Genomic DNA, 24713 nt, shown 5'->3' on the forward strand with positions numbered 1-24713 from the left:
GGTGTGCCGTCTTCCGAGCGCGGCAGGTTCGGGATTGTGTCCGAACCGCCCGCGGACTATGAACGAGCGTATGCGGCCGAGCGCGCGACGCGAAGGACTCGCGGCACTGGGGCTCACGGCCCTGCTCGCGTGCGAGTGGGCTGCACCCGACGAGTTCACCCCGCCGGCGCCCTACCGCCCAGCCCACGTGCCGCGTCCGATCGCGCCCGCCGATCCGGGCGCCGAGCCCAACCTGTTGCAGGAGTACACCGTGCGCGCGCCGGTCGATCCGCAGGAGGCCGAGGCGTGGGAGCTGCCGTTCCAGTCCAAGCGCCTGGTGGTCGCGCTGCTCATCGCCGCGGCCCACGATCGCCTCGAGGAGCTGAGCTACGTGCTCACGCCCGACGCGACATGGGGCCTGCCCGATCGACGTCGTCGCGGTGCACGACCGATCTTCGGCGAGGACCACGGCGCCGCCTTCCTGCAGGCGCTGCGCAACGCGGCGGTGCGCTTCTCCGCGCGCAAGCACCCGTGGTCGAGCCCGCCGACCGCCGATGGGCCCAACCAACAGGTGCGCTCGGGTGCCGAGCCGTTCTGGACCTACTACGCGGCCGACGGCGACGTGATGGCGTTTCGCGAGGTCATGTACCGCGGTCGCGCGCGCATCGACTACGTCGGGTTGTTCGAGTCGCTACCGCCGCCACCGATGGTGGGCGCGCCTCACGATCCACCACCGCCACCGTCGCCTCCGCCGCGCAAGCCCAGGCCCGGCGAGCTCACGGCCTCCGAGCTCGCCGGCGACTTCGATGCGCCCGCCGTGGGCGAGCTTCGCTGATCGGTGGCCTCGAGCATGGCGGCCACGCGCACGCGCAGTGGCGACCACGCGTGACGATCCAAGAACGCGGCCGGCGACAGCTCGCCCCGCAGCACCGCAGCGAAGTCGGCCTCCTGCCGCGCCAGGCGAGCCTCCACCGCCAGCTCGGTCGCTGCGGCGGCGCGTGGGTGCTCGGGATGCCGCAACGCGAACAACCCCGGTGCCCCGCGCCCACCCGTGACCCAGCGCGCATGCAGATCGGCCTGCAGCGCGCGCAGGCGATCGAGGCTGTAGGTCCCGGCCCAACCACCGCGACCGATCCGCAGCGCCGCGTAGGCATCGAGCTCGCGGTGCCCGTGCTCGAGCGACCATCGATCGAGATCGGCGTAGTCGAGATCGAGGCGACCATCGCGATCGCTGGTCGGCACCACCTCGAGCGCGATCCACCGACCACCGGGCTCTCGCAGCTCCACCGTCACCGGGCCCGTCCACGCGCGCACGTGGCAGGGCGCGACATCGGCCTGGTCGAGCACGTCGCCGCGCGGCGTGGGCGGTCGTCGACACTGCGCGTGCTCGAGCACGAAGTGGGCACGTGCAGGTCCGATCTCCCGGTACGCCACGACGCCCCAGCCCGCGCGTCCGGGCACGTCGCCGACCGCGACCGGCTCGAGCGGAACAGTGCCGGCGTTCGCGGGCTCGACCGGCGCGCGCGAGCGCTGCGCCGTCGCGTCCCGTGACGCGGCACACGCGGTCGCGAGGACACAGCCGATCAGGATCGCCGCGCGATGGTTGCAGCGTCGACCGGCAATTGCCGCGTTCGCGCCCTTGCTGCCCTGCTGCCCTCGCATGCCCTGTTGCCCCTCGCGAGACCTTGCAGCTTCGCGAGACGTTGCACCTTGGCCCATGCCCACCACGCGTGCAAGCACGGGGGGACCGTCGTCGCCTTGACGGGGGCGCCGTGCTCGCGCGACCGTCCCCGAGGTGCGCCGAAGACTGTTGCCGCTCCTGTTGCTGACCTCGCTGGCGGGCTGCCTGCGCGTGCCGCCCGAGACCACCGAGCCGACCGACCAAGGTGCGGCGGCGCCGACCACCGCGGCCGATGTGCTCGCACGGCACATCAAGGCCATCGGCGGCGCACCGAAGCTCGAGTCCATCAAGCAGCGCACGGTCGAGGCCCGCATGATCTACCGCGCCGAGGCCGGCTGCGAGGCCGACGACGGCTCGTGCTTCAAGACCGATCAGAACGGGTCGTTCGTGCTCGAGACCACCGCCGACGGCAAGCTCTACCGACGCACCGTGCTCGGTGATCTGATCGAGGAGCGCGGCTACGACGGCAAGGCCGGCTGGTCGCTCGCCGGCGACGGCCTGCTACGCATCGACACCCCCGAGGAGGCCACCGTCTCGCGCGAGGACGCGTTGCTGCACTGGTACTTCGGCGTCACCGAGCGCGGCATCGAGACGACCCTGCTCGCGACGCGCAACGAGGACGCGACCGGCAAGGTCATGACCCTCGATGGCGTGCAGTGGCGCGTCGCGCCCGATCAGCCGGCGAAGAACTTGTGGTTCGATCGCGCCACCGGCCTGCTGCACGAGGAGAGCATCGACGAGGGCGAGGGCGAGAACCGCCGCCAGCAGATCATCACCTACGACGACTATCAAGCCGTCGACGGTGTGTTGGTGCCGTTTCGCATCCGCGTCACCAATCGCTTCGGGCAGCGCGAGCAAATGGTCGACTTCGAGACCCAGCGCGTGAGCCACGGGCCGGTCGAGGTCGCCAAGTTCGCGATCCCGAAGCTCGAGACCCCGAAGCCCGCCGCCGATCCGCTGCTCGAGGCGCTGGCCAAGGCCCACAAAGAGGCCGATGCGGCGCCGCGCGAGGTCGGGCCCAAGGTCGCCGTCGCGCGGCTCGAGTTCGCGGCCGCCCACTTCGAGGCCGCCGAGGCCGCAGCGCAGGCCTGCCTCGCGCTCGACCCCAAGGAGCCCGAGGCACTGTTCATCCTCGCGCGCGTGCAGCTGTTGCGCGGCGATCTCTCGGGCGCCGCGCGGACGTTGCCCAAGGCCGCGAAGTTCGGCGTGCGACCCGACGCGATCGCGCGACAACAGGCGTGGATCCACGTGCGACAGCGCGAGTTCGCCAAGCTCGCGAAGGACCTCGACACCGCCGGCAGCGCGACCACGGCGGGGCGCTACCGTTCGTTCGTCGGCAAGCCGCTGAACGCGACCATGCCCGCGGGCTGTGTCGGCAGCGCCAAGCTGCTCGCATCGACGCCGCTGGCGATCGCGGACCTCGAGATCGGTGGCAAGCACACCGGCGCCATCGTCGACAGCGGCTCGGCCGAGGTCTTCGTCGCCCAGAGTCTCGCCAAGGAGCTCGGCCTGTCGGTGCGCGCCGGCGATGCCTCGCCGAACTCGCCCGAGGTCGGCTGGAGTCAGCTCGAGTCGATGACCGTCGCGGGCGTGGCGATCGCAAACGTGCCCGTGACCGTGCTCGCCGACGACGTGATCTCGGAGATGGCGGGCGAGACCAAGGACAAGATCCGCGGTGTCATCGGCACGCGCGCGCTGTCGGAGTTCATGGTCGATCTCGACATCGCGGGCGGCAAGCTCGAGCTGGTCGCTCCCGGCTCGAAGTGCAAGGCCGCCCGCGAAGCTCACCGGGTCGGCACCGCGGTGCCGTTCTACTTGCACGAGTCCCACCACATCTACGTGCGCGCCAAGATGGGCCCCGCCGAGGGCCTCTACCTGGTGAACACCGGCATGCGCGGCGCCGACCTGGCGGCGAATCAGCCGGCGTATGCGTTCGCCGGCGTCGGTGCCCCGGCGCTGCGCTCCGACGAGATCCCGCTGGTCACCGTGCCGTCGCTCGACGTCGGCGGCGTGGCGCTGAGCAAGCTGGCCGGCGTCTATGGCTTCTTCGAGCAGACCCAGAGCTCGGACGGCTTCCGCATCGACGGCGTCATCGGGCTCGGTGCAGTCGGCCGCAAGCGCGTCGTGATCGACTACGAGACCCAGCGCCTCTGGATCACACAGTGAGCCCATCGCGCACGTTCCTCGCCGATGCGGGCGATGTCGACGGCGCCTGGATCACGCTGCCGCGCTGGGACGTCGACGAGGACGGCATCATCGTTCGGGCCGGGCCCCGCGATGCGCTGGCATCGGTGCCCGTCGCCGAGGTCGTGCGAGACTTCGGCCGCGCGGTCGTGCTGCCGGGCTTCGTGAACGCCCACAGTCACGCGTTCCAGCGTGGCATCCGTGGCGCCACCCACCACCGCAATCACGACGACGACGACTTCTGGAGCTGGCGCACCGCCATGTACGGCGCCGCCACGCAGCTCGATCCCGACGGCGTCTTCGAGATCACCCGGCGCGCGTTCGCCGAGATGCTCGCGGTCGGGATCACCTGCGTCGGCGAGTTCCACTACCTGCACCACCGGCCCGACGGCAGCCGCTACGACGCACCGGACCTGCTCTCCGAGCAGATCGTGCGGGCCGCCGCGCACGTCGGCATCCGCCTGGTGCTGCTCGAGACCTACTACGAGCGCGCCGGACACGGGGCCCCCGCGCTGCCGGAGCAGCGCCGCTTCTGTGACGGGAGCGTCGAAGCCTACCTCGAGCGGCTCGAGCGCTTGCGTGCGCGCGGCGTGGCGGTCGGCATCGCGCCGCACTCGGTGCGGGCGGTCTCCGCCCCCTCGCTGCGCGCGCTCGCGGAGCACGCCAACACCCACGGCCTGCCGCTGCACGCCCATGTCTCCGAGCAACCGCGCGAGAACCAACTCTGCATGGCAGAGCATGGCTGTTCACCGCTGCAGCTGCTGCGCGACAGCGGTTGCCTCGATCGGCCCGGTGCGTTCACGGCCGTGCACGCCATCCACGTCGACGACGACGATCGCCGCCTGCTGACCGGTCACCAGGTGTGTGCGTGCCCAACCACCGAGGCTGATCTCGGCGATGGCATCGTGCCCGCGTCGAGCTACGCCGAGGCGGGTGTCCGCATCGCGCTCGGCAGCGACAGCAATACCGTGATCGATCTGCTGCAGGAGGCGCGCTGGCTCGAGCTCGGCGAGCGCTGGCGCACCGGCCGTCGCGTGCGGTTGGCCGCCGCCGGCGTCGGCCTGGGCGGTGTGCTGCTCCGGATGTGTACGCGCGACGCTGCACGAGCGCTCGGGCGCCCCGAGCTCGGCAGCCTGCGTGCCGGCGCCCCCTTCGACGCCGCCGTCATCGGCCGCGATCATCGCGTGCTCGAGAGCGTGGCCGATCACGATCTGCTCGACGCGATCCTGATGGCGGGCACCGGCGCGCTCGTGACCCACGTGGTCGTCGGAGGCCGCGAGATCCTGCCGTGAGCCCCCGACCGCTCCTCGCGTTCGCGATGTTCGCCTCGGCTGCGGTGGGCGGTGGCTGTGCCAACCGCACCGACGCGCGCACGAGAGCGGCCTTCGAGGCCGCACAGCGCGGCGAGCCGGCACCCACGACCGACGGCGGCGCTCGACGCAACCCGCAGCGACGGGATCCCCGACGCACGAGCCCGACCGCATGGTCCGGCCTCGATGACCGGCTCGCCGACGCGATCGACCTCCTCGCCACAGGCATCGACGGCGACACCTTGATCGCGACGACTGGGCAGTGGTGCGCGGTGACGCCCGAGCCGAGCGCGAGCGAGACCGGTCCCACGTACGTGTGCTTCACCGAGCCCGCGCTGAACTTCGAGCGCCGCAGCTTCATCCTCGAGGTCGCTCGCACCGGCGTGATCGGCTTCGAGATGCGCGAGCTGAGCGGGCCGCAGAGCCGCGACATCGCCACGCGGGCGACGGATGCGCTCGCACACCACTGCGCGCGCCCGTTCGCGAAGGCAGTCAGCACCGCGGGGGACGAGGCCGAGTTCTCGACCTGCCCCGTCGACGGTGGCTCGACGCTGGCGATCGGCCACGCGCGCGCGACCGCCGAAGAGTGGTTCGTCTCGGTCGCCGTACTCGGCACACTGGTGACCCCGAAGGTCGATCCGCCACCGCCGTAGACCCTGCTATCCTCCGGCCACCATGACCGACCCCGAAGCCACGACGCCTACGAGCCACGGCGGGATCTTGGTCCCGTTCGACATGTTCCGGCTCTCGCAGCTCGCGGCGATCTTCGCCGAGCTGCTGGTCAGCAAGGCGCGCAACATCCTCGACGCCCAGCTGATCGCGGTGCGCCACGAGGCTTCGCGTGTGTTGTTGTTGCGCATCGAGGGACACGTCGTCGGCGATGACGCTGCCGAGTTCTGGCGCACCAATGCCGATCTCGGGCTGATCAGCAGCCAAGCGCTGCCCCACCGCGTGTTGTTGTACTGGGCGCAGCCTGGGCCGGCCGGCAAGCGACGCGAGGGCTTCCTCGTCGCCCAGCGCGGGCAGGTCATCGGCTCGGACGAGGCCACCGAGGACGTCGCACGCGGCGATGCCGGCTGGCCGGTTGCGCGCCTGTGCGAGCAGATGCGGCTCCCGATGAGCGAGCTCGCGGCCGGCTTCCCGGGCTCGCCGCGGGTGGCGATCTCGTTGGTCGAGGCCAGCAGCTACAACGATGAGCAGCTGCTGATGACGCTGATCGGGCGCGACGGCGCCCCGGCCGACGAGCTCGAGGATGGGCCGCCCGAGGGGCCTGCACGTCCCGCCGCGCAGGCGGCCCCTGCCGCGCGGCCCGCTGCGCCGCCACCCCCCGCCCGGGCGAACGTGGAGGAGGACGCCAAGCGGCGCGCCACCGAGGCCGCCGCGGAGGCCGCGGAGCAACGTCGGCGCGCCGACGCCATGCAGAGCGATCTCCGACATCGCAGCGACGAGCTCGGGATCATCTGCATGCCGAGCGCCGGCCTCTCCGAGCCCGATCTCCTGCGGCCGCTGGTGGTCGCCAAGATCGCTGGCGACCTCCCGCCCGGGCTCCCGCGCGCGATGACCGACGAGCTACAGGGCAAGCGCTCCGACGTCGCGATTCGCGTGGAGTTCCTCAGCGAGGTCTTCCTCGAGAGCACGCCGCTGTCGCGTCCGCTGCTGCAGGAGCGCGCGGTCGCCCGACAGATCGGTGCCCACGACCTGCGGGTGCTCGAGGTGCTGGCGCCGCGGGTGGGCTACGGCACGTTGCTGAGTGACGGCAAGCGCCACGTGTTCGTCTCGCGCAAGCCAGAACAGGCACTGCCCGCCGAAGTGGTCGACGACCTCCTCGGCGGGCAGAGCTGATGAGACGAGCAGAGCACGATCCCCTGGGGGATCGCGCGATGTTCAGGCGACTTCGAAGCGCGCCTTGAGGCTGTCGAGGATCTCGTCCTCGCGGGCCCCGGCGGTGGGCTCGGCGAGGCGGTCACGGATGAGCGCCTCGAGGATCGCGAAGCGCTCCGGGTGCGGCGGGAGATGCTGCGAGAGGTTCAGCTTGCGGCTCGCGAGGGCCTTCAAGAAGGGCTCGATCTTCCGCACTTCCTGGGCGATGCGCATGGTCGCCGCCTTGCCTTCACCACGCTTGGTCGCGAACTTGGGGGCGCATTTCTCGACGACCTGGACCAGCTCCCGAGCCAGCTCGATGTCGACGTTGTCCTCTACGCCGAAGCTCGCGACCACGATGGGACGGCTCTGCGCGCGACGATTGCCCTCGCCCGACCACCAGACGTTGTGGGCGATGGACAGGTAAGTGCGGCGCGACTCGCCACAGCGGACTTTGTTCCTTCGCAGGTACATGATGTCTTCGTTCCTCGTGGTTGCGGCCAGGCGGGAGTTCGGGGTGGTGCCTTGGCGGACCCTCACTACGACGACCTAGCGGTGCAAACCTTCAACGTCCCACCCCCCGGATCGATTTATCCGCGAGGATCTTGAAATCACGCGAAAAACCTCGTGGCCACCCTGTCGATCCGGGGCCGCGGGACAAAAAAAGTTGCTGCGCGACGGAGAAAATCGCGGGGCACGGGGGGCAGACCACCGCGGCGGACGCTCGGCCGCGCGCGGGACCACGCCGACCTTCAGAAGTCGCAGTGACGCGGCGTGCGGGGGAACGGGATCACGTCGCGAATGTTCTGCATGCCGGTGCCGTACATGATCATGCGCTCGAAGCCGAGGCCGAAGCCGGCGTGCGGCGCCGTGCCGTAGCGGCGCGTGTCGAGGTACCACGCGTAGCTCTCCGGCGAGAGGCCCGCGTGCTGCAGCGACTCCAACAGCACGTCGTGTCGCTCCTCGCGTTGTGAGCCACCGATGAGCTCGCCGACCTGCGGAACCAACAGATCGACGGCCGCGACCGTGCGGCCATCGTCGTTGCGCCGCATGTAGAACGCCTTGATCTCCTTCGGGTAGTCCGTGACGAAGACCGGCCGACCGACGATGTTCTCGGTCAGGTGGCGCTCGTGCTCGGCTTGCAGGTTCGCGCCGAAGAAGACCGGATACTCGAACTTCTGACCGCTCGCCGTGAGTCGCTCGACCGCCTCGCCGTAGGTCATGCGATCGAAGCCGGACTCGAGCACATGACGAAGTCGGGCGATCAGACCCTGATCGATGCGTTCGTTGAAGAACTCGACGTCGGCGGCGCAGCGCTCGAGCAGCGTGCCGACCAGGTGCTTCACGAAGGCCTCGGCCAGCGTGCAGTTGTCGTCGAGATCGTAGAACGGCATCTCCGGCTCGATCATCCAGAACTCGGCGACGTGGCGACTCGTGTTCGAGTTCTCGGCGCGGAACGTCGGGCCGAAGGTGTAGATGTCACCGAGCCCCAGCGCGAAGGTCTCGCCGTTGAGCTGCCCGGACACGGTGAGGTAGGCCTGCCGCGCGAAGAAGTCGGAGTCCCAGTCGATCGCACCGCCCTCGGTCTTCGGTGGCGCCGCCGGGTCGAGCGTGGTCACGCGGAACATCTCGCCCGCACCCTCGGCGTCGCTGGCGGTGATGATCGGCGTGTGCACGTAGACGAAGCCGCGGTCCTGGAAGAAGCAGTGCACCGCGTGGGCGAGCGCGCTACGGACTCGAAACACGGCGCCGTAGGTGTTCGTACGCGCGCGCAGGTGGGCGATCGTTCGCAGGTACTCGAAGCTGTGGCGCTTCTTCTGCAGCGGGAAGTCCGGGTCGGCGCGCCCGATGATCTCGACCTGCGTGGCGTGCAGCTCTACGGTCTGCCCCTTCGCGGGTGAGGCGACCAACTCGCCGCACACCGACACCGACGAGCCGGTGGTGAGGCGGCGGACGTCGTCGAGGTTCGACAGCGCCGGATCCACGACGATCTGCAGGTTGGCCATCGACGAGCCGTCGTTCAGCTCGAGGAAGACGACCTGCTTGCTGTCACGGACGGTGCGAAGCCAGCCCTTGACGCGCACATCGGCGCGCGGAGGACTCCAGGCCAGCACTTCGGCGATGCGGGTGCGAACGGACTGCATGACGGCGCGGGAGCGTAGCACGCGGCCGCGCGGCCAATGACCGGAGTGACGGTGGACCGGGATCGAACGCTTCCCTCGCGGGCGCAGCCGTGGGATCCATCCGAGGTGACCCCGCCCGCCACCGCCGAGCCCGCATCGACGCCGTCGCTGCGGGTGCAGGAGACCTTCGTGTCGATCCAGGGCGAGGGCGAGCTGGCGGGCGTACCCAGCAGCTTCATCCGCGTGAGCGGCTGCAACCTGCGATGCGTGTGGTGTGACTCACCGGCGACCTCGTGGGCACCGCGCGGCGATCGCATCGCGGTCGACGCGCTGGTGGAACGCTGCGCGAGCGGGCCACGGCATGTGGTCGTGACCGGCGGCGAACCGTTGCTCTTCACGGAGACCGTCGACCTCACGAAGGCGCTGGCAGGCCGCGGCCACCACGTGACGATCGAGACCGCGGCGACCGTGGCGCTGCCGAACGTGCACGCGGATCTGATGTCGATGAGCCCGAAGCTGGCCCACAGCACGCCGCATGGGCGAGACCCAGGCTGGGCTGCGCGGCACGAGGATCGACGCCGACGGCCGCGGATCATCGAGGCGCTGATGGCGGGCCCGTGGCAGCTGAAGTTCGTGGTGCGTGCGGGGAACCCCGACGCGCTGCGCACTGACATCGACGAGATCGAAGCGCTGCTCGCCGAGCTGTCGCTACCCGCTGCCGATCGGGCCCACGTGCTGCTGATGCCCGAGTGCATCGACGGCGCACGGCTCGGTGGTGAGCTCGCGGCGCTGGTGCCCCTGTGCCACGCGACCGGCTTCCGGCTGGGCTTGCGCCTGCACATCTCCCTGTTCGGCCACACGCCCGGGACCTGACGCAATGACCAACACATACCTGCTCGATCTCCGCTGCTCGGCCACCGGCGCTGCCGTGCCCGCCGGCCAGCTCCACGGCCTGTCGGCGGCGGGACGACCGCTGGTGTGCCGCTACGATCTCGACCGCATCGCACGAGCGGTCGATCGCGATGCCGTCAGCGCGCGCGCGCGCGGGATGTGGCGCTGGCGCGAGCTGCTTCCGCTGCCGTTCGACGCAGCGCCCGTGACGCTCGGCGAGGGCGACACCCCGCTGGTCGACGCGCAACGGCTCGCACGAGCGCTGGGCGTGCGACAGCTGTGGATCAAGGACGAGAGCGTCGAGCCCACGGGGTCGTTCAAGGCGCGCGGCATCGCGGCCGCCGTCAGCATGGCGGTGCACCTGGGCGTGCGTGCGTTCGCGATCCCCTCGGCGGGCAACGCCGGTGGCGCGCTGGCGGCCTACGCTGCGCGGGCCGGACGCCCTGCGCACGTGTTCGTGCCGAGCGACACGCCCATCGTCAACCAACGCGAGGTGCTGCTCTACGGTGCGACGCTGCACCGCGTCGAAGGGCTGATCCACGACTGCGGCCGACGAGTCGCGCAGATGCGCGAGGAGCTCGACGCCTTCGATGTGTCGACGCTCAAAGAGCCCTACCGGCTCGAGGGCAAGAAGACGATGGGGCTCGAGATCTGCGAGCAGCTCGGCTGGCGCGTGCCCGATGTGGTGGTCTACCCGACCGGCGGTGGCACCGGCCTGCTGGGCGTGCACGCCGCGATCGCTGCGCTCGCGCGACTCGGCTGGCTCCGCGAGGCCCGACAACCGCGCTTCGTGGTGGTGCAGGCCAGCGGGTGCGCGCCGATCGTGCGGGCGTGGGAGCGCGGCGCCGACGAGGCCGAGACCTTCGAACCCGCGCACACGCTGGCGTCGGGGCTCCGGGTGCCCAAGGCGGTGGGCGATCGCATGATGCTGGAGATCCTCCGCGAGACCGGCGGCACCGCGATCGCGATCGACGATCGCGAGCTGCTCGCCGACATGGCGCTACTGGCCCGCAGCGAAGGCCTGTGCGCTTGCCCCGAGGCAGGCGCGTGCGTGAGCGCGATCCGATCGCTACGCGCGTCCGGCTACATCCGCCCCGACGACGAGGTGCTGACCTTCAACACCGGCGCCGGGACCAAGTACGTCGAGCTCCTGCCGGAACTCGACGGGCCGGCTACGGATCGAGCTCGGTGATCGCGAACTCGGCTTCGTCCTCGGGGTCGACGCTGAGCGCGGGACGCCAGCGCTCGTAGCCAGGGAACGGCTCGCCCGCGATCTCGAGCGAGTGCCCGTGCTGGCTCTCGGCCGGGTCGACGGTCGGCCGCGGACTTGCGGCGGCACCGGCGGGCATCGTCGCGGTGTCGGAGGGCGACGGTGTCCCCCACATCGCGGGGGTCTGCCCCACGGGAGTGACCATGGTGGCGGTACCGGTGGGGCTGGTGGTGTCCCACGAGGCGCCACGTCGCGGCACCTGGTGCGGCGCCGGCGTGATCATGGTGGCCGCGTTGGTGGCGGTGGCTTCACTCGACCAGTTCGCCACCGGCATCGATGCGCTGCTCGACGCCGCAGCCGGTTGCATGTCGACGCCGGTGGTCCGCCGCTTGCGCGGTGGTTCGGCCGGCGCCGGCGTGGCGGTGGGCGCAGGTCGGGGCATCGGCGTGATCGACGAAATCTCCGCGCGCGCCTCGATGCCGCGAGCGTGCCGCGGCTGACACAAACGCCAGAAGCGGATGGTCTTCGCGCTCGCCCCGGTCAGGCGCATCAGCTCCTCGTCGGTGAGGCGCGGCAGGAGATCGAGGTACTGCGCGAGGCCGTTGCCGATCTCCACCACCTGGCGACGAAGCGTCGCGACGACCTCGAGCTCGACACCGGCGAGCCGCGCGAGCTCGTCGTCCGCCAGGCGCGCGAAGAGGTCGAGGTACGGCACCAAGCGGTTCATCGGATTGTTCCGACGGGCCGCATCCGATCGCGTGACCGTGTCACGCCGCGTGCTGTCGGGCCCCTCCGCCATGGCGAGTACGACGATACACGATCGGACGGCCGTGGTTGCCGTGCGTCGACGTCCCGCGCTCGCCCGACCCGCGGCCCATGACCGCGCGCCGGCCGTGCACGTGCGCGCACGCTCGCCCCGCCCATGACTCGGCTCACTTTCGCCACGTCCGGGACGAACCCTCGCGGCGCCAGGGGTTCACCGGCCTCACCTCGAGCGGGGACGCACGCGTGGCCGGGGCCAGGCTGCTAGCCTTGCGGCGATGTCCTACGACGGACTGCGCGCACTCCACATCATCGCAGTCGTGACGTGGTTTGCGGGCCTCTTCTACATCTTCCGGCTGTACGTCTATCACGTCGAGAATCGCGAAGACGATCGCGTCACCGCCCTGCTGCGCGTGATGGAGCGGCGACTGTATCGCGGGATCTGCTGGCCCGCGATGGTGATCACGACGCTCTTCGGCGTGTGGCTGTGGGCACGCGACTTCTCGTTCTACCTCGCGTCGGGGTGGTTCCACGTCAAGCTCACCGCGCTGTTGTTGCTGTTCGGCTATCACTTCTATTGCGGCAAGGTGCGCCGCGACCTCGAGGCCGGACGCTGCCGTCTGACCTCGCGCCAGTGTCGGTTGATCAACGAAGTGCCCACGGTGCTGCTCGTGACGATCGTCTGCATGGCCGTCCTCAAGCCGTTCTGAGCGCCCCGCCGCCGGCGTCGCCCGAGGGCCCCGACACGGCCCCACGTTGCGCGCGCGCGCGCGCCCTGCTGGCGCGTTGTCCGGCGTCGGCCACCCGCCTATGATCGTCCGATGGTACGTCCACGCCGCGGCCACGGCCGAGCGCAGCGAAGGTCTGCGGCGTCGCGGTTGCACGGCCACCTCGCCGCGTGGCTCGCACTGTCGGCGGCGTGCAAGGGCGACGACGATCGCAACAGCTGCGGCGTGCCGACCAACGAGATCTCGATCGTCGCGACGCTGGTCGACAACGGGCTGAGCCTGCGCACCGAGGTCGACTTCGCGGTCGGCGACCGCAGCACCGACGTCGATGGCATCTCCCTGTGCAGCGACGACGAGCTCTCGATCGCGGGTGAGCAGCCCAACCAGACCGAGCGCAACGAGCGGGTGATCTACTCGCACACGCAGCCCGCCGACGGCCAGCGCAGCGTCGAGGTGGTGCTCACGCGGACCGATGGCGAGCGCACCGCGGTCGCCATCGAGCTGCCCGAAGCGTTCGACATCACGGCGCCGGCACCGATGGCGAAGGTCTCGCGCTCGGCGGACTTCATGCTGACGTGGGCACCACCTGCGCCCGAAGGCTCGATGCGCATCACGCTCGTCGAGGAGATCGGCAACGGCATCTGCCTGGAGACCGGCACCGCCGAGCACGACTACAAGGACAGCATGGGCGTCGACGTCGACGACGACGGCAACTGGCTCATCCCCGCCGCCGTGATCGCCGGCGGCGCGCGCGACAAGTGCGACGCGCAGTACCGCTTCGCACGCTACGAAGACGTCGCGTACCCGTCGAGCTTCGCGCCCGGTGGCTACATCGAGGGCCGCACCGAGCGGATCGTCGCGTTCGTGTCGGTCCCCTGAGCGCACGGTCCTTCGCGACGCCCCCCTTGGCCGGGGTGGGTTGCGGTGCCGCGCCAGCTGGGCCACAGTCAGCCGGTGCGACTGCCTCGCAAGGGCATCCTGATCCGGCTGTGCATCTACGTGCCGCTGCTCGGCTACCTGTCGTACCGCGCGTTCGACCGCTGGTGGGCGGAGCGACATCCGGCGCCGACGGAGCAGGACGAGCTCGATCGCAAGCTGGCGCCACACAAGCGCGTCATCACCCTGCCCGACGGCTCACAGCAGGAGATCGTCGAGCTCACGCCGGAGCAAGCCGAGGAGCTCCTCGGCCCGTTGCCGACGCACGAGCCGCGGGATCCCGGACCCGCGAAGGCACCCGCCCCCTGACGACGAGGACCACCGTGGAGCGAGACGAGTTCATCAAGCTGTCGTCGCACGCGCTCGAACACATCGAGCGTACGCTCGGCGCGCTCGAGCACGATGCGCTCGATGTCCAGCTGGCCGGTGACGTGCTGACACTGTCGTTCGACGACGGCGTGCGTTTCGTGGTCAACGCCCACAGCGCCGCGGGTCAGATCTGGATGGCCGCGGGCCGCACGGCGTGGCACTTCGACTGGGTGCCCGAGCGCGAGCGGTGGGTCGCGAGCAAGAACGGCGACGAGCTGATGGGCACGCTCGCACGCTCGGTGGGTGGCAAGCTGGGCGTCGACGTGTCGCTGTGATCGCGACCGCCTTGGTCGGCCTGGGCAGCAACATCGAGCCCCGCCGCGATCACCTCCGCACCGCGGTCGCGGCGATTCGCGAGGTCTTCGGCGGGCCGGTGCGCTGCTCACCGGTGTTCGAGAGCCGCCCGCTCGGCCCATCGGCCACGAACTTCCTCAACGCCGCGGTCGCGTGCCCGGTCGACCGCGAGCCGGCCCGCGTGCTCGCAGCGCTGCACGAGATCGAAGCCGCCATGGGCCGCATCCGCACCGAACGCTGGGCCGCGCGCACCATCGATCTCGATCTCTTGGCGTGGATCCCGGATGGGGCCGTGCGCTCGGTCGAGCGCGACGCCGCGCCGATCCTGCCGCACCCCGGCCTGGTCCATCGCGACTTCGTGCTACAGCCGCTGCTGCACGTATGGCCGCAGCTCGAACACGACGGTCGCAAGGTCGCCGAGCTGTTGGCCGGGCTCCCGGCCGCCGAACGCCTCGTGATCGACGGCTCGGCCTCGCCGCTGTGACGCCCGTGGCCGACGCCACGACAGCTGTGCTACCTTCGCGACGCGACGCAGGCGGATAGCTCAGTGGTAGAGCGGCGCGTTTACACCGCGTTGGTCGCAGGTTCGATCCCTGTTCCGCCTACCGCCGTCGGTGGCCGAGACCGACACACCGCCCGCGGGGGCGATCGCGGTTAGGATGTGCCCGCGATGGACGACGTCACCTTCTTCGGCCTCAGCCACGTGGACGTGCTGGTCTCGGACCTGCCGCGCGCGCGGCGGCTCTACGCCGAGACGCTCGGCTTCGTGGTGCGGGCCGAGGGCGAGGGCTGGCTCGACCTCGACGCGGGCAGCACTTCGCTGCGCCTGATCGCGGTGCGCAACCCGGAGCAGCGGGTGTCGCTGCGCGTGCAGTCGCCGACGGTCGAGCGTGCGCTCGAGCACCTCCAGCGCGCGGGCGCCAAGCTGCTCTACCCCGCCGCACGAACGCCAGAGCTCGAGATCATGGGGGCGGTGCGCGACCCCGATGGCAACACCATCGTGGTGTGGCGCGCACTGAGCGAGGACGAGTACGACTTCGTGCCCGAACTGCCGACGGTGCTGTCGTGGCAGCCAGAGGCCGAGACCATGCTGAAGTCGTTGCTCAAGAGCGTGCCGGCGCTGTTCCGCGCGTTGGCGCGGCGTCGCGTGGTCGCGGTGACGGAGGAACTCGCCGCCCGCACCAAGCTGGTCACGCGTGAGGAGGTGATCCGTGGCTTCATCCTCTCGAGCCCGAAGGTCACCCGCGGACGCAACCGCAAGCCGCTCATCGAGCACGGCGTCGACGTCGATCGCTACCAGGCCGACTGGGACGCGGAGTAGTCGCGGTCACGGCTCGAGCAGGGATGCCCGCGCGCGCTCGATGGTGGTCGCGTTACCGGCGAGATCGCGCACACCGACGCGCAGGGTCGCGTCCATCGGTACGCCGGTCAGCGCAACCGTCACGATGCCCGCGGCGGCCCCGACCCCCGGCGCGAGGTCGGTCCATCCGCCGTCACCGCGCCACTGCACCGTGAGCGCGTCGACGTCGATCCCGGTGCCGACGTCGACCATGCCGAGCGCGAGGGTCTGCGGCGCGGCGCCGGCGATTCGGGCCACCAACACCGGTGCCGCGGTGTCGGCACGAACGGCCTCGCCACCGGCGGTGCCGGTGTCGATCCAACGCGCCAGCGTGCGTAGCTCCTCGGGTGTGATCGCACTCGGGTGATCGACACCGAAGTCGACATCGGCATCGTCGCCGACGAGGTCGGCATCGGTGCGACCGTCGACCCGCGCGTTGGCGGCCTTCCAGTACAGCAGGCTGCCGCGCGCCGACATGAAGCGCACGTGGCGGGACAGCTGCGGCTTGCGAAGCGTGCCGGCGGGGTTCTGCTGGCCCACCGGCACGTACTGCTGCGGATAGTCGGCGGTGAGCCGCCACCACGTCGAGCCAACATCGACGCCGGGCAGGTCGAGGCGCAGGCCGCCGGCGGCGGCGTCGGTGGCGTGGCACTCGACGCAGCGCGCCTGCAGGATCGGCCACACGTCGCGTTCGAACTCGATCGACACGCCGAAGCCCTCGCGCAGCTCGAGTTCGGGCGCCTCGGGTGTGCCGCCGGCGAGCAGCTGCACCTGCCCGCCGCCGGCGAGCAGCGGCGCCGCATCGGCGGCGGCGGTCTCCTCGAACCGCAGCGGCAGCTGCGAGCGCACGTGACAACCGCCGCAGGTGCGCTCCTCGCCCGGCCGGGTCGAGAACGGTACCTGCGACGACGACAACGCCCGACCTTCGCAGTCGAGGCCCGCGATCAACAACGGCGTGTCGGCCGGCACACGCACGCGGAAGGAGGTGTCGGGGTCGCCCAGCGGATCGACCACCGCGACACCGCCGTCGAACTTGCGCACGGGGAGCTCTGCGACGATCCACGCGCGATGGCCCATCGCGGTGAACATCGTGGTGAGATCGTCGGCGACGTTGGTCGCGAGTGCGCTGATGCGCACGCCGCAGACCTCGTCGTCGCCCCACTCGGAGGTCTGCGCGCCTTGCAGCGCCCAGTGGGTCTCGCTGCCGAAGGGGTTGCCGACCACGCTGCGGGTCTCGTGCTGCAACAGCGACGAGCCCGAGAGCACGGCGAACGGTGTCGCGAACGGCAGCGCCGCCAGCTGCGGTGCCCTTCGGTGCGCCGGCTCGATGTGCTCGGGTGCGGCCGCGGCGTAGAGCCCGGCCCAGGGGCCGATCCGTCGCGGCATGATCTCGTGGTAGGCGGGCGAGTCGATGATCGGCACCAGCTGGTTGGGATGATCGAGCGGCAGGCCGTCGACGCGGTAGATGCCCGCATCGCAGCCGGGGTTGTCGGCGCCGAGCCACTCGAGCGCGTTCACGGGGGTCAGCCCGGTGGTGCCGGAGGTGGCGGGCGGCGGCGCCTCGTCGGGGAACGGCGGGCCGGTGTTCGACGCGTTCTCACTGCACGCGCCCTTGGTCCACGTCAGCAGCAGAGCCCCGCCGGCGATGGCGGTGGGATCGCGCAGGAACCCCGCGAAGGCCAGGGGATCGGCGAACCCGGCCACCGAGAGCGGCGGCTCGGGCATCGCTGGCGAGAAGCCGATCCAGCTCGAGCTCCACGGCGCGACATGATCGAGATCGGTCGGCAGGAACACCTCGCTGTCGGCGACGGTGTGCGGCGCCGGGCCCTCGAGACCGTTCGGATCGGGCGTGAATGCGAACAACGCCCCGGCCCCCACGGGGCTGCTGCTCTCGACGAACAGCAGGCGACCGTCGGGCAGCTGATCGAACCCTGCGATCTGGCTGTGCTGCAGCGGGCCCGAGCTGAGGTGGGTGTGTTCGCCGAGCAGCGCTGCAAAGCGGGCCCCGTCGGGGTCCTGGACGTAGAGGTGGTGGATGTTGCGGTAGGCACCGGCGCTACCGGGCGCGCCGTTGTTGTACCGGTACGCGCGCAGGCCTTCGCTGTGACTCGACACCAGCGCGACGCGGCCGTCGATCAGCTGGCGCGGCGCGACGCTGGCCGTGGTCGCGTTCGCGCCGGCGCGCACGAGACCCTCGCCGTCGTCGTCGAGCACGAACAGCTCGACCAGCGACGGCGTCGTGATGGCCTGCCCGCTACCCTGTCGCAGCAGCGAGCCGAGCCGATCGTCGCGGCGCACGGTGAACATCACCCGGCCGTCTTCGAGGAAGGTCGGGGCTCGACGGATCTCGCCCGGTGGCGCGGCCGCGATGCGCTCCTCGCCGCTCACGAGGTCGACCACGTGGATGTCGGCATGGGTCGGGACCAGCACCGGGTTGGGCAGGTCGACGTAGCGCACGATGACGTCGTCGGCGGCGGGGTCGAGCGCCGGGCCGACCACGCTCTCGGAGCGATGCGCGATGCTGCCGTGCACCACCGCAAACGCGATCGAGCGACCGTCGAAGGCGACCGCGGGGTCGATGGCGGCGCAGGTCTGCACCTCGGTGCTGGTGGCGCTGCAGTCGAACAGCACGGTGTCCGTACCGTCGTCGTCGTGCAGCATCAGGTCACATGGCGCAGCGAAGTCGCGGTCCCGCAGCGCGCTCGGTAGGGCGTCGTAGACGTCGACGAAGCCGAACGTCCGCGTCCGTGGCACCACCGCGCCGGCGACAGTGACGTCGGCGGCGACCTCGAGCGGCACCTGGGTCCGAGGGCAGCGCACGTACAACAGGCCCGACGGCACCGCCTCGCCGCCGTCGCCGGACGCACCGCTCGGATCACCGCTGTCACCGCTGCCACCCTGGGTGCCCGACGCGCTGGCGGAGCCCGACTCGAACGGGTGCAGCGATCCTCCGCACGCCGCCACCCACGATGCACCGACGAGGCACATCGCGAGGCTCACCGATGATCGACATCGCCCCACGCTCGCCTCCAAGCGTGCCACCTGTCGCGCGTGCCGGTCAAAGCCGACGCGCTCGCGCGCAGCCGCGACGAGCTCAGGTGCTGATCGAGAACGGCGCACGCACCAGCGTGGGCGGCAGCTTCAGCACCACGACGTCGTCGACGCGGGCCCCTGGTGGGCCCTGTCGACACCACTCGACCATGGCTTCGACCTTGTTCTGATCGCCCTCGATCTCGAGCGTGACGCTGCCATCGGCCTCGTTGCGGACGAAGCCCGAGAGCCCGAGGCTGGTGGCGTTGGCCTGGGCGCTGGCGCGGAACGAGACCCCTTGCACGACGCCGACCACGCGCGCCCGAATGCGCCGCCATTGCACCGTGTCGTTGCGTCCGCGCTCGTTCACGTCGACGATGCTACCAAGCCTTCGTGCGGGGGTTAAACCGCCGGGCCGGTGGCGGAACCTCGGCCTGCGAATGCGACCTGCGACCCTGGGATTCCTCGTGATTGCGCTGTCTGCGTGCTTCGTGACGGCGTCCGACGGCGACGACGACGGCGGCTCGGCCGGTGCGACGACGGCGGGGCCGTCGACCGGCGTCGACTCGTCGGGCAGCAGCGAGGCCGCGACCTCGAGCGATGCGAGCGCGTCCAGCTCGACCGGCGCGAGCTCGACCGGCGCGAGCTCGACCGGCGCGAGCTCGACCGGGACGAGCTCGACCGGTTCCACTGGCACTGCGAGCGACGACGCCAGCGGTGGCTCGTCGAGCGCGAGCGCGGCGAGCACCGCCGACGGCTCGAGCGGCAGCGAGGGGCCGGCCCCGGACTGCGCTGCGTTCGACGATTGCGAGGACTGTGGCGCCGTCGACGGCTGCGGCTGGTGCGGTGCGACCGGCAGCTGTGCGGCCGGCGACGCGAGCGGCCCCGCGGGCGGCAGCTGCAGCGGCGGGTGGGTCGACGACGGCGACTTCTTCTCGTGCCCCGCGGCGAACTGCTTCGCGCAGACCGACTGCGCCAGCTGCCAGGACGCGTATCAAGGATGCGGCTGGTGTGCGTCGAACTCGACCTGCATGCCCGGCGCACCCGACATGCCGGCGCCGGGCGGCTCGTGCGAGGACGAGCAGTGGTACTTCGACATCTGCCCCGAGGACTGCGCCGGCGAGATGACCTGCGTCTCGTGCACCGGCACGGTCGGTTGCGGCTGGTGCACCGCCGGTAACACCTGCATGGCTGGCACCTCGGCAGGTCCACTCGCGGGATCGTGCGGCGGCACCTGGTCGATCGACACCGACGCGTGCTTCTAGCGCTCGCGCGTGGTGCCTGCGATCTCGTCGGGTGCCAGCTCGCGACCGGGACCCATGCGATCGACCAGCCGCGAGACCCGCGGACCTTCGATCGCAACCGGCCCCTCGCGCGCGGCCACCTCGGGGTCGCTCGACTCGCGCACGACCTGCCATAGGCCGTTGTCGAACGGCAGACCCGGCGCGGCGGCGACCCGCTCGATGCGCTCACGCAGACCCACGCGCCGCATCTCGAGCGCGCGGTGGTGGCAGAAGGGATTGTTGCCCGGGCGGCCCAGCAGCGGCTCGCTGGTCGCCGTGCATCCGGCCCGACAGGTGTCGGCGTAGTAGCACTCGCGGCAGTAGCCCCACAGATCGTCCACCGTGCGCTCGCGGATGTACGTGATCTCCGGCGCGTGATCCCAGATCGCGCGCAAGCCGTGCTCGCGCCAGCTGCCGCCCTGGTTGGTCGCGCCACCCAGGCTGGGGCAGCTCTTGATGACGCCATTGCTCTCGATGCCGAGCGTGACCACGCCGGCCGTGCAACCACCGTAGTGACCGCCGCGCTTCTGAACGAACCGCAGCTTCTGCTCGTTGGGGCCGAAGTAGCCGATGTTGTTCCCGGGCAGGAACTTGATGCCGCGCTCGCGACAGCGATCGGCGAGCTCGCCGAGCTGTTCGAACAGCTCGGGGATCATGTGCGGCTGCAGGATCAGCTCGGGATGATCCGCACCCGAGCCGTGCACCATCGTGAACTGCAGCTGCCACGCGACCACGCCGGCGTCAGTCAGGCGATCGAGCAGCGGCGCGAGGTCGTTGCGGGTCAGCGCGTTGATCTGGGTGTTGGCGCCCACGCGCATGCCGGCGGCGCGGGCGTTGGCGACCGCCTCGAACGCGCGACGCCAGCTGCCCTTCTTGTTGCGCACGTGATCGTGATGCGCCTCGAGGCCGTCGATCGACACCGACACCACCATCAAGCCGGCCTCACGGGCGGCCGCGCAGCGCTCGGCGCTCAGACCCCAGCCGCCGGTCACGATGCTCGAGGTCATGCCACGCTCGCGGATGCGCCGCACGACCAAGAGGAAGTCGTCGCGCAGGTAGGCCTCGCCGCCGATCAGCGCGACCTCGCCGACGCCGAGCTCCGCGAGCTCGTCGACCATGCGCAGGGCCTCGTCGGTGGTGAGCTCGTCGTCGCGAGCGAAGCCGGCCCGCGGCCCGCAGTGCAGGCAGCGGTGGTCACACATCAAGGTGAACTCCCACACCGCGATCGCGCAGCGCGGCGAGGGCCCGAGATCGCGATCGGTGAAGCTGCGATCCTTGGGCGCTGGGAAGTGGGTGACCACCGGCAAGCGGCGGCGGACGTCGTCGAGCGCCACGGCGGGCCTCTTCAGGCGCCGGTGGCCGGACCGTACAGCGGTCCGACCGAGGCCGAGCCGCTGCTGGTGTCGCCATTGCCCGTCGATCCGCTCGAGCCCGAGCCCGAGCCCGAGCCCGAGTCGCTGCCGCCGGTGCTGCCGCCCGAGTCGTCGGTTGCGGTGTCGGTGATGCTCGAGTCGGTGACCGGGCCGTACAGCGGGCCGGTGACCTCGGTGCTGCTGCCGCTCGTGGCCGACGTCATGCTGTCGCTGCTCGCGGTCGAGCTGCCGCTGCCATCGGTGGTCGAGGCCGTCGTCGACGTCATCGTGCCCGACGCGGAGCCGGTGTCGCTCTCGGCGTCGTCGCCACCGCAAGCCGACAACGCGACCCCGAGCAGCACGCCGAAGAAGCCACCCAGAGGCGCACGCGCGTGGGCGATCGCGGCCTCACAGAAGGGACAACGCGAAGACTCGGCGCGCACGAAACGACCACAGCCAGAACATGCCAGCATCATGGTGACGATCCTCCCTCGGCTCCCGGGCCGCGCGCAAGATGGCCACGAAAACCCCCGGGGCCGCGTGCTACAAGCGGGGAATGCGAGGGCACTACGCGTTGGCGTTGACGTTGGTCTCCGCGTGCCGCGGTGGCGCGGGCGACGGCGGTCCCGGCGGGAGCACGACCGTCGACGCGTCCTCGGGCCCCACCTCCACCGGGGCCGCCACGAGCGATGCGTCGGGCTCGACCGCCGCCGATTCGTCCAGCACTGGCGACACCGGCGAGCCGCAGGGCCCGTGGCAGCCCGGCACCGTCTACCCCTCGCTGCCGGAGCCCAGCCCGCGCGGCCTGCTCGATCTACGCGGGCTCATGCACACGCACTCGGTGTACTCGCACGACGCCTGCGACGAGATGCCGACCGATCCCGACGGCGAGTCCAACCGCGAGTGCTTCGAGGACCTGCGGCGCGCGCTGTGTCAGACCCGCCACGATTTCGTGATGTTCACCGATCACCCCGATCGCTTCGCCGACAACGAGTACCCCGACACGCTGCTGTACGACCCCGATCGCGGCGACGCATTGCTCGAGCGCGACGGCCAGCCGGTCGGCAACTGGAGCGGCTGTGATGCGGCCGCGCCGGTGCTGCTGCTCGCGGGCAGCGAGGGCGCGACCATGCCGGTCGGGCTCGAGCACCACGCCGACGATCGCGGCGACTACGGCCTCGTCACGCCGGAGGCGATCATGGCGCTGAAGGCGGCCGGCGCGGTCAGCCTGGTCGCGCACACCGAAGACTGGTCGGTCGAGCAGCTCGAGACCCTGCCGCTCGATGGCTTCGAGATGTTCAACCTCCACGCCAACGTCCTGCTCAACCTTCCCGCCGTGGCCGAGCTCCTGGCCAAGCTCGCCGCTGGCGGCGAGGGGCTGCCGCACTCGGACCTCGCGATCATGCCGATGTGGAGCGAAGACCCGCGCTACCTCGAGCGCTGGGGCAGCGTGCTCGCCCACGACGTGCGGCGCGTGACCACGGTCGGCACCGATGCCCACCGCAACACGTTCATGCAGGTGCTCCCCGACGGCGAGCGCGTCGACAGCTTCCGCCGCATGATGCAGTGGTTCTCGAACCACCTCCTGGTCGAGCCCGCCGCCGACGGATCATGGGACGACCGGGCGCTCAAGGAGGCCCTGCGCGCGCGTCGGCTGTACGCGGCGTTCGAGTACATGGGCTACCCCGAGGGCTTCGACGCCCACGTGCAGAGCGCGGCCGGGATCGTGGAAATCGGCGGCGAGGTCTCGCTCGCCGACGCGCCGACCATCCACGCGACCGCGCCCTCGGTGCGTGAGCTCGACCCCGGCGTCACCGCGCCCGAGATCTCCCTGCATGTCATGCGCGCGATCGAGGGTGGATTCGAAGAGGTGCACGACGGCGTGGACACCATCGACTACGTCCCCGACGCGCCCGGGGCCTACCGCATCGAGGTCCGCATCGTGCCGCACCACCTGGCGGGCTGGCTCGGCGACTACGTCGCGCTGGCCGACGCGCCGCGACCCTGGATCTACGCCAACGCGTTCTTCGTGCGCCCGTGAAGGCAGGCGGTCAAAGGGCGCTATCATGTGGCGTCCGTGAAGGCCCCGCGCGCAACGACGTCGACCTGGTGGCTGGTGCTGCCCGATGGCAGCCGCAGGCGGGTCGAGCCCGGCGGCTGTCTGCTCGGGCGCGCGGCCGACTGCGATGTGGTGCTGGTCTCGCAGGACGCCAGTCGCCGCCAGGCGCTGGTCTATCTCTCCGCTGACGGCCCGCACGTGGTCGCGATGGGTCGCGCTCCGACCAAGCTCGGCACCGAGCTCGTCGAGGGCTCGCGCGCGCTGGTCGACGGCGCCGTGATCGAGGTGGTCGGCCAGCAGTACCGCGTCGTCGCCGAGACCGTCGGTGAACGCGACGGCGAGCCCAGCTGGGTCATCGAGCGCGTGGGCGGGGCGTTCTTCGGCGTGGGCGACCGCCCGCTCACGATCGGCTCCGACGCGGGTGACGACGTTCGCATCGAGGGCATGCCGCCGCGCGCGTTGATCCTGCGCGTGGTCGATGACCGCCTGCTGGTCGAGTTCGGCGACGCCGGCACGCTCGACGGTCAGGCCGTGGCCGCCGGCGCCATCGAGGCCGTCGGTGCGGGCACGCGCGTCGCGGTCGGCAGCGAGGTCATGCGCGTCATCGCAGGCGGCGGCGGCCACGATGCCACCACCCGCGGCGCCGATCGACCGAGCGCGGTGAAGGCGACCGCCGCGACCCTCGAGTTCCTGCCCAACGGTGGACGCCTGCGGCTGGTGGTCGGAGGCCGCGAACGCTCGCTGTACCTCGCCGATCGTCGCTGCGATCTGATGGCGTGCCTGCTGCAGCCGCCAGCGCCGCTACGCGTCGGCGAGTTCGTGCCCGACGACGTGCTGCTGCCGCGGGTATGGCCGGGCAAGCCGAGCGATCGTACCGCGATCAACGTGCTCGTCCACCGCCTGCGCCGCGACCTGGTGCGCGCCGGCATCGACGGCGTTGCGCTCATCGAGCGCTCGACGGGTGGTGGTGGCACACGGGTCGTGCTCGCCGGCGGCGCCGACGTCAGCGTGCGTTGAGCCTTAGTACTCGTCTTCGTGGATGGTCTCGTCGGTGATCTCGGCGCGGACGCGCTGCCCGGTGCGCCCCTTCGCCTGCACGACCTGGATCAGCATCGCCCACACGCCGCCGTAGTTGATCCAACCAGCCTCGGACTCGGCGATCACGCGACCCAGCACCACCACGCGCAGCGGCACCGGCGGCTCGATGCGCATGCTCTTGCGCGACCAGTACGACAACGGGCTGCTCCAGTAGGTGTCGATGCTCTCCCAGGTCTCGTCCTCGCGGAACGTGTGCGCCTTGTAGTGGGTCGCCATCGTCGTCGG

General features: G+C 71.0%; 25 protein-coding genes and 1 tRNA gene. 17 read left to right on the forward strand and 9 right to left on the reverse strand.

Going from position 1 to position 24713, the window contains the following annotated elements:
• Positions 1 to 70 precede the first annotated feature (70 nt).
• Entirely contained in the window at positions 71 to 814 is a 744-nt protein-coding gene (locus IPH07_32150; GenBank protein MBK6922089.1) for a hypothetical protein, read from the forward strand.
• Here IPH07_32150 and IPH07_32155 read toward each other — a convergent pair.
• Positions 700 to 1641, reverse strand: a complete 942-nt coding sequence (locus IPH07_32155) for a hypothetical protein (protein ID MBK6922090.1) — start codon at positions 1639 to 1641, stop codon at positions 700 to 702. The genes IPH07_32150 and IPH07_32155 overlap by 115 nt on opposite strands.
• 133 nt (positions 1642 to 1774) lie before the next feature.
• Between IPH07_32155 and IPH07_32160 the strand changes: the two genes are divergently transcribed.
• From IPH07_32160 to IPH07_32175, 4 genes are read left to right on the forward strand one after another with little or no spacing between them, the layout of a single operon-like run.
• On the forward strand, positions 1775 to 3826 hold the full coding sequence (locus IPH07_32160) for an aspartyl protease family protein (protein MBK6922091.1): 2052 nt from the start codon (positions 1775 to 1777) through the stop codon (positions 3824 to 3826).
• Positions 3823 to 5136 carry a formimidoylglutamate deiminase gene (locus IPH07_32165; GenBank protein ID MBK6922092.1) on the forward strand — a complete coding sequence of 438 codons (1314 nt, stop codon included), beginning with the start codon at positions 3823 to 3825 and terminating at the stop codon, positions 5134 to 5136. Before IPH07_32160 ends, IPH07_32165 begins: the two co-directional genes overlap by 4 nt.
• Positions 5133 to 5807, forward strand: coding sequence for a hypothetical protein (locus IPH07_32170; GenBank protein MBK6922093.1), 675 nt, complete (start codon positions 5133 to 5135; stop codon positions 5805 to 5807). The genes IPH07_32165 and IPH07_32170 overlap by 4 nt, the downstream gene beginning before the upstream one ends.
• A 22-nt stretch (positions 5808 to 5829) precedes the next feature.
• Positions 5830 to 6996, forward strand: a complete 1167-nt coding sequence (locus IPH07_32175; protein MBK6922094.1) for a hypothetical protein — start codon at positions 5830 to 5832, stop codon at positions 6994 to 6996.
• 42 nt (positions 6997 to 7038) lie between these two features.
• On the opposite strand, the gene IPH07_32180 is transcribed toward IPH07_32175, so the two are convergent.
• On the reverse strand, positions 7039 to 7488 hold the full coding sequence (locus tag IPH07_32180) for a hypothetical protein (GenBank protein ID MBK6922095.1): 450 nt from the start codon (positions 7486 to 7488) through the stop codon (positions 7039 to 7041).
• Between the two features lie 278 nt (positions 7489 to 7766).
• Positions 7767 to 9158, reverse strand: a complete 1392-nt coding sequence (gene asnS / locus IPH07_32185; GenBank protein ID MBK6922096.1) for an asparagine--tRNA ligase — start codon at positions 9156 to 9158, stop codon at positions 7767 to 7769.
• 147 nt (positions 9159 to 9305) lie between these two features.
• Between asnS and IPH07_32190 the strand changes: the two genes are divergently transcribed.
• Entirely contained in the window at positions 9306 to 10010 is a 705-nt protein-coding gene (locus IPH07_32190; protein ID MBK6922097.1) for a 7-carboxy-7-deazaguanine synthase QueE, read from the forward strand.
• A 4-nt stretch (positions 10011 to 10014) separates the two neighbouring features.
• Positions 10015 to 11220, forward strand: coding sequence for a threonine synthase (locus IPH07_32195; GenBank protein ID MBK6922098.1), 1206 nt, complete (start codon positions 10015 to 10017; stop codon positions 11218 to 11220).
• Here IPH07_32195 and IPH07_32200 read toward each other — a convergent pair.
• On the reverse strand, positions 11201 to 11965 hold the full coding sequence (locus tag IPH07_32200; protein MBK6922099.1) for a hypothetical protein: 765 nt from the start codon (positions 11963 to 11965) through the stop codon (positions 11201 to 11203). The genes IPH07_32195 and IPH07_32200 overlap by 20 nt on opposite strands.
• Positions 11966 to 12278: 313 nt before the next feature.
• Between IPH07_32200 and hemJ the strand changes: the two genes are divergently transcribed.
• From hemJ to IPH07_32235, 7 genes are all read left to right on the forward strand, one after another.
• Entirely contained in the window at positions 12279 to 12710 is a 432-nt protein-coding gene (gene hemJ / locus IPH07_32205) for a protoporphyrinogen oxidase HemJ (GenBank protein MBK6922100.1), read from the forward strand.
• 111 nt (positions 12711 to 12821) lie between these two features.
• Complete coding sequence (locus IPH07_32210; GenBank protein MBK6922101.1) at positions 12822 to 13607, forward strand: hypothetical protein; 786 nt, start codon at positions 12822 to 12824, stop codon at positions 13605 to 13607.
• 75 nt (positions 13608 to 13682) lie between these two features.
• Positions 13683 to 13973: a hypothetical protein gene (locus IPH07_32215; protein ID MBK6922102.1), complete on the forward strand. Its 291-nt coding sequence runs from the start codon at positions 13683 to 13685 to the stop codon at positions 13971 to 13973.
• Positions 13974 to 13987: 14 nt separating this feature from the next.
• The gene (cyaY, locus tag IPH07_32220; GenBank protein MBK6922103.1) at positions 13988 to 14308 is read left to right on the forward strand and encodes an iron donor protein CyaY; all 321 of its coding nucleotides are present in this window, start codon (positions 13988 to 13990) and stop codon (positions 14306 to 14308) included.
• Positions 14305 to 14811, forward strand: a complete 507-nt coding sequence (folK, locus tag IPH07_32225) for a 2-amino-4-hydroxy-6-hydroxymethyldihydropteridine diphosphokinase (GenBank protein ID MBK6922104.1) — start codon at positions 14305 to 14307, stop codon at positions 14809 to 14811. The genes cyaY and folK overlap by 4 nt, the downstream gene beginning before the upstream one ends.
• A 49-nt stretch (positions 14812 to 14860) precedes the next feature.
• Positions 14861 to 14932 (forward strand) — tRNA-Val (locus IPH07_32230).
• A 65-nt stretch (positions 14933 to 14997) separates the two neighbouring features.
• Entirely contained in the window at positions 14998 to 15648 is a 651-nt protein-coding gene (locus tag IPH07_32235; protein ID MBK6922105.1) for a DUF2621 family protein, read from the forward strand.
• 6 nt (positions 15649 to 15654) lie between these two features.
• Here IPH07_32235 and IPH07_32240 read toward each other — a convergent pair whose 3' ends face one another.
• Complete coding sequence (locus IPH07_32240; GenBank protein ID MBK6922106.1) at positions 15655 to 18666, reverse strand: hypothetical protein; 3012 nt, start codon at positions 18664 to 18666, stop codon at positions 15655 to 15657.
• Between the two features lie 94 nt (positions 18667 to 18760).
• Positions 18761 to 19039, reverse strand: a complete 279-nt coding sequence (locus IPH07_32245) for an acylphosphatase (protein ID MBK6922107.1) — start codon at positions 19037 to 19039, stop codon at positions 18761 to 18763.
• A gap of 97 nt (positions 19040 to 19136) precedes the next feature.
• Between IPH07_32245 and IPH07_32250 the strand changes: the two genes are divergently transcribed.
• Positions 19137 to 19961, forward strand: a complete 825-nt coding sequence (locus IPH07_32250) for a hypothetical protein (GenBank protein MBK6922108.1) — start codon at positions 19137 to 19139, stop codon at positions 19959 to 19961.
• On the opposite strand, the gene IPH07_32255 is transcribed toward IPH07_32250, so the two are convergent.
• Together IPH07_32255 and IPH07_32260 are read right to left on the reverse strand one after the other, a co-directional pair.
• Positions 19958 to 21313, reverse strand: coding sequence for a radical SAM protein (locus IPH07_32255; protein MBK6922109.1), 1356 nt, complete (start codon positions 21311 to 21313; stop codon positions 19958 to 19960). The genes IPH07_32250 and IPH07_32255 overlap by 4 nt on opposite strands.
• Before the next feature lie 11 nt (positions 21314 to 21324).
• Positions 21325 to 21807: a hypothetical protein gene (locus IPH07_32260; GenBank protein ID MBK6922110.1), complete on the reverse strand. Its 483-nt coding sequence runs from the start codon at positions 21805 to 21807 to the stop codon at positions 21325 to 21327.
• A gap of 80 nt (positions 21808 to 21887) precedes the next feature.
• Between IPH07_32260 and IPH07_32265 the strand changes: the two genes are divergently transcribed.
• The gene (locus IPH07_32265) at positions 21888 to 23372 is read left to right on the forward strand and encodes a hypothetical protein (protein ID MBK6922111.1); all 1485 of its coding nucleotides are present in this window, start codon (positions 21888 to 21890) and stop codon (positions 23370 to 23372) included.
• Between the two features lie 36 nt (positions 23373 to 23408).
• Entirely contained in the window at positions 23409 to 24407 is a 999-nt protein-coding gene (locus IPH07_32270) for a hypothetical protein (protein ID MBK6922112.1), read from the forward strand.
• A 3-nt stretch (positions 24408 to 24410) separates the two neighbouring features.
• Here IPH07_32270 and IPH07_32275 read toward each other — a convergent pair whose 3' ends face one another.
• The gene (locus IPH07_32275) at positions 24411 to 24704 is read right to left on the reverse strand and encodes a hypothetical protein (GenBank protein MBK6922113.1); all 294 of its coding nucleotides are present in this window, start codon (positions 24702 to 24704) and stop codon (positions 24411 to 24413) included.
• Positions 24705 to 24713 lie beyond the last annotated feature (9 nt).

It is taken from the genome of Deltaproteobacteria bacterium (assembly GCA_016709225.1).
GTDB classification, from domain to species: Bacteria; Myxococcota_A; Polyangia; order Nannocystales; family Nannocystaceae; genus Xiheibacterium; species Xiheibacterium phototrophicum.

What these genes read in the sequence shown, in the direction of transcription:
- IPH07_32150 (MBK6922089.1), top strand. Translation starts at nt 71, where the DNA reads ATGCGGCCGAGCGCGCGACGCGAAGGACTCGCGGCACTGGGGCTCACG.
- IPH07_32155 (MBK6922090.1), bottom strand. Translation starts at nt 1,641, where the DNA reads ATGCGAGGGCAGCAGGGCAGCAAGGGCGCGAACGCGGCAATTGCCGGT.
- IPH07_32175 (MBK6922094.1), top strand. Translation starts at nt 5,830, where the DNA reads ATGACCGACCCCGAAGCCACGACGCCTACGAGCCACGGCGGGATCTTG.
- IPH07_32180 (MBK6922095.1), bottom strand. Translation starts at nt 7,488, where the DNA reads ATGTACCTGCGAAGGAACAAAGTCCGCTGTGGCGAGTCGCGCCGCACT.
- asnS (MBK6922096.1), bottom strand. Translation starts at nt 9,158, where the DNA reads ATGCAGTCCGTTCGCACCCGCATCGCCGAAGTGCTGGCCTGGAGTCCT.
- IPH07_32195 (MBK6922098.1), top strand. Translation starts at nt 10,015, where the DNA reads ATGACCAACACATACCTGCTCGATCTCCGCTGCTCGGCCACCGGCGCT.
- IPH07_32200 (MBK6922099.1), bottom strand. Translation starts at nt 11,965, where the DNA reads ATGAACCGCTTGGTGCCGTACCTCGACCTCTTCGCGCGCCTGGCGGAC.
- hemJ (MBK6922100.1), top strand. Translation starts at nt 12,279, where the DNA reads ATGTCCTACGACGGACTGCGCGCACTCCACATCATCGCAGTCGTGACG.
- IPH07_32210 (MBK6922101.1), top strand. Translation starts at nt 12,822, where the DNA reads ATGGTACGTCCACGCCGCGGCCACGGCCGAGCGCAGCGAAGGTCTGCG.
- IPH07_32235 (MBK6922105.1), top strand. Translation starts at nt 14,998, where the DNA reads ATGGACGACGTCACCTTCTTCGGCCTCAGCCACGTGGACGTGCTGGTC.
- IPH07_32250 (MBK6922108.1), top strand. Translation starts at nt 19,137, where the DNA reads ATGCGACCTGCGACCCTGGGATTCCTCGTGATTGCGCTGTCTGCGTGC.
- IPH07_32260 (MBK6922110.1), bottom strand. Translation starts at nt 21,807, where the DNA reads ATGATGCTGGCATGTTCTGGCTGTGGTCGTTTCGTGCGCGCCGAGTCT.
- IPH07_32265 (MBK6922111.1), top strand. Translation starts at nt 21,888, where the DNA reads ATGCGAGGGCACTACGCGTTGGCGTTGACGTTGGTCTCCGCGTGCCGC.
- IPH07_32275 (MBK6922113.1), bottom strand. Translation starts at nt 24,704, where the DNA reads ATGGCGACCCACTACAAGGCGCACACGTTCCGCGAGGACGAGACCTGG.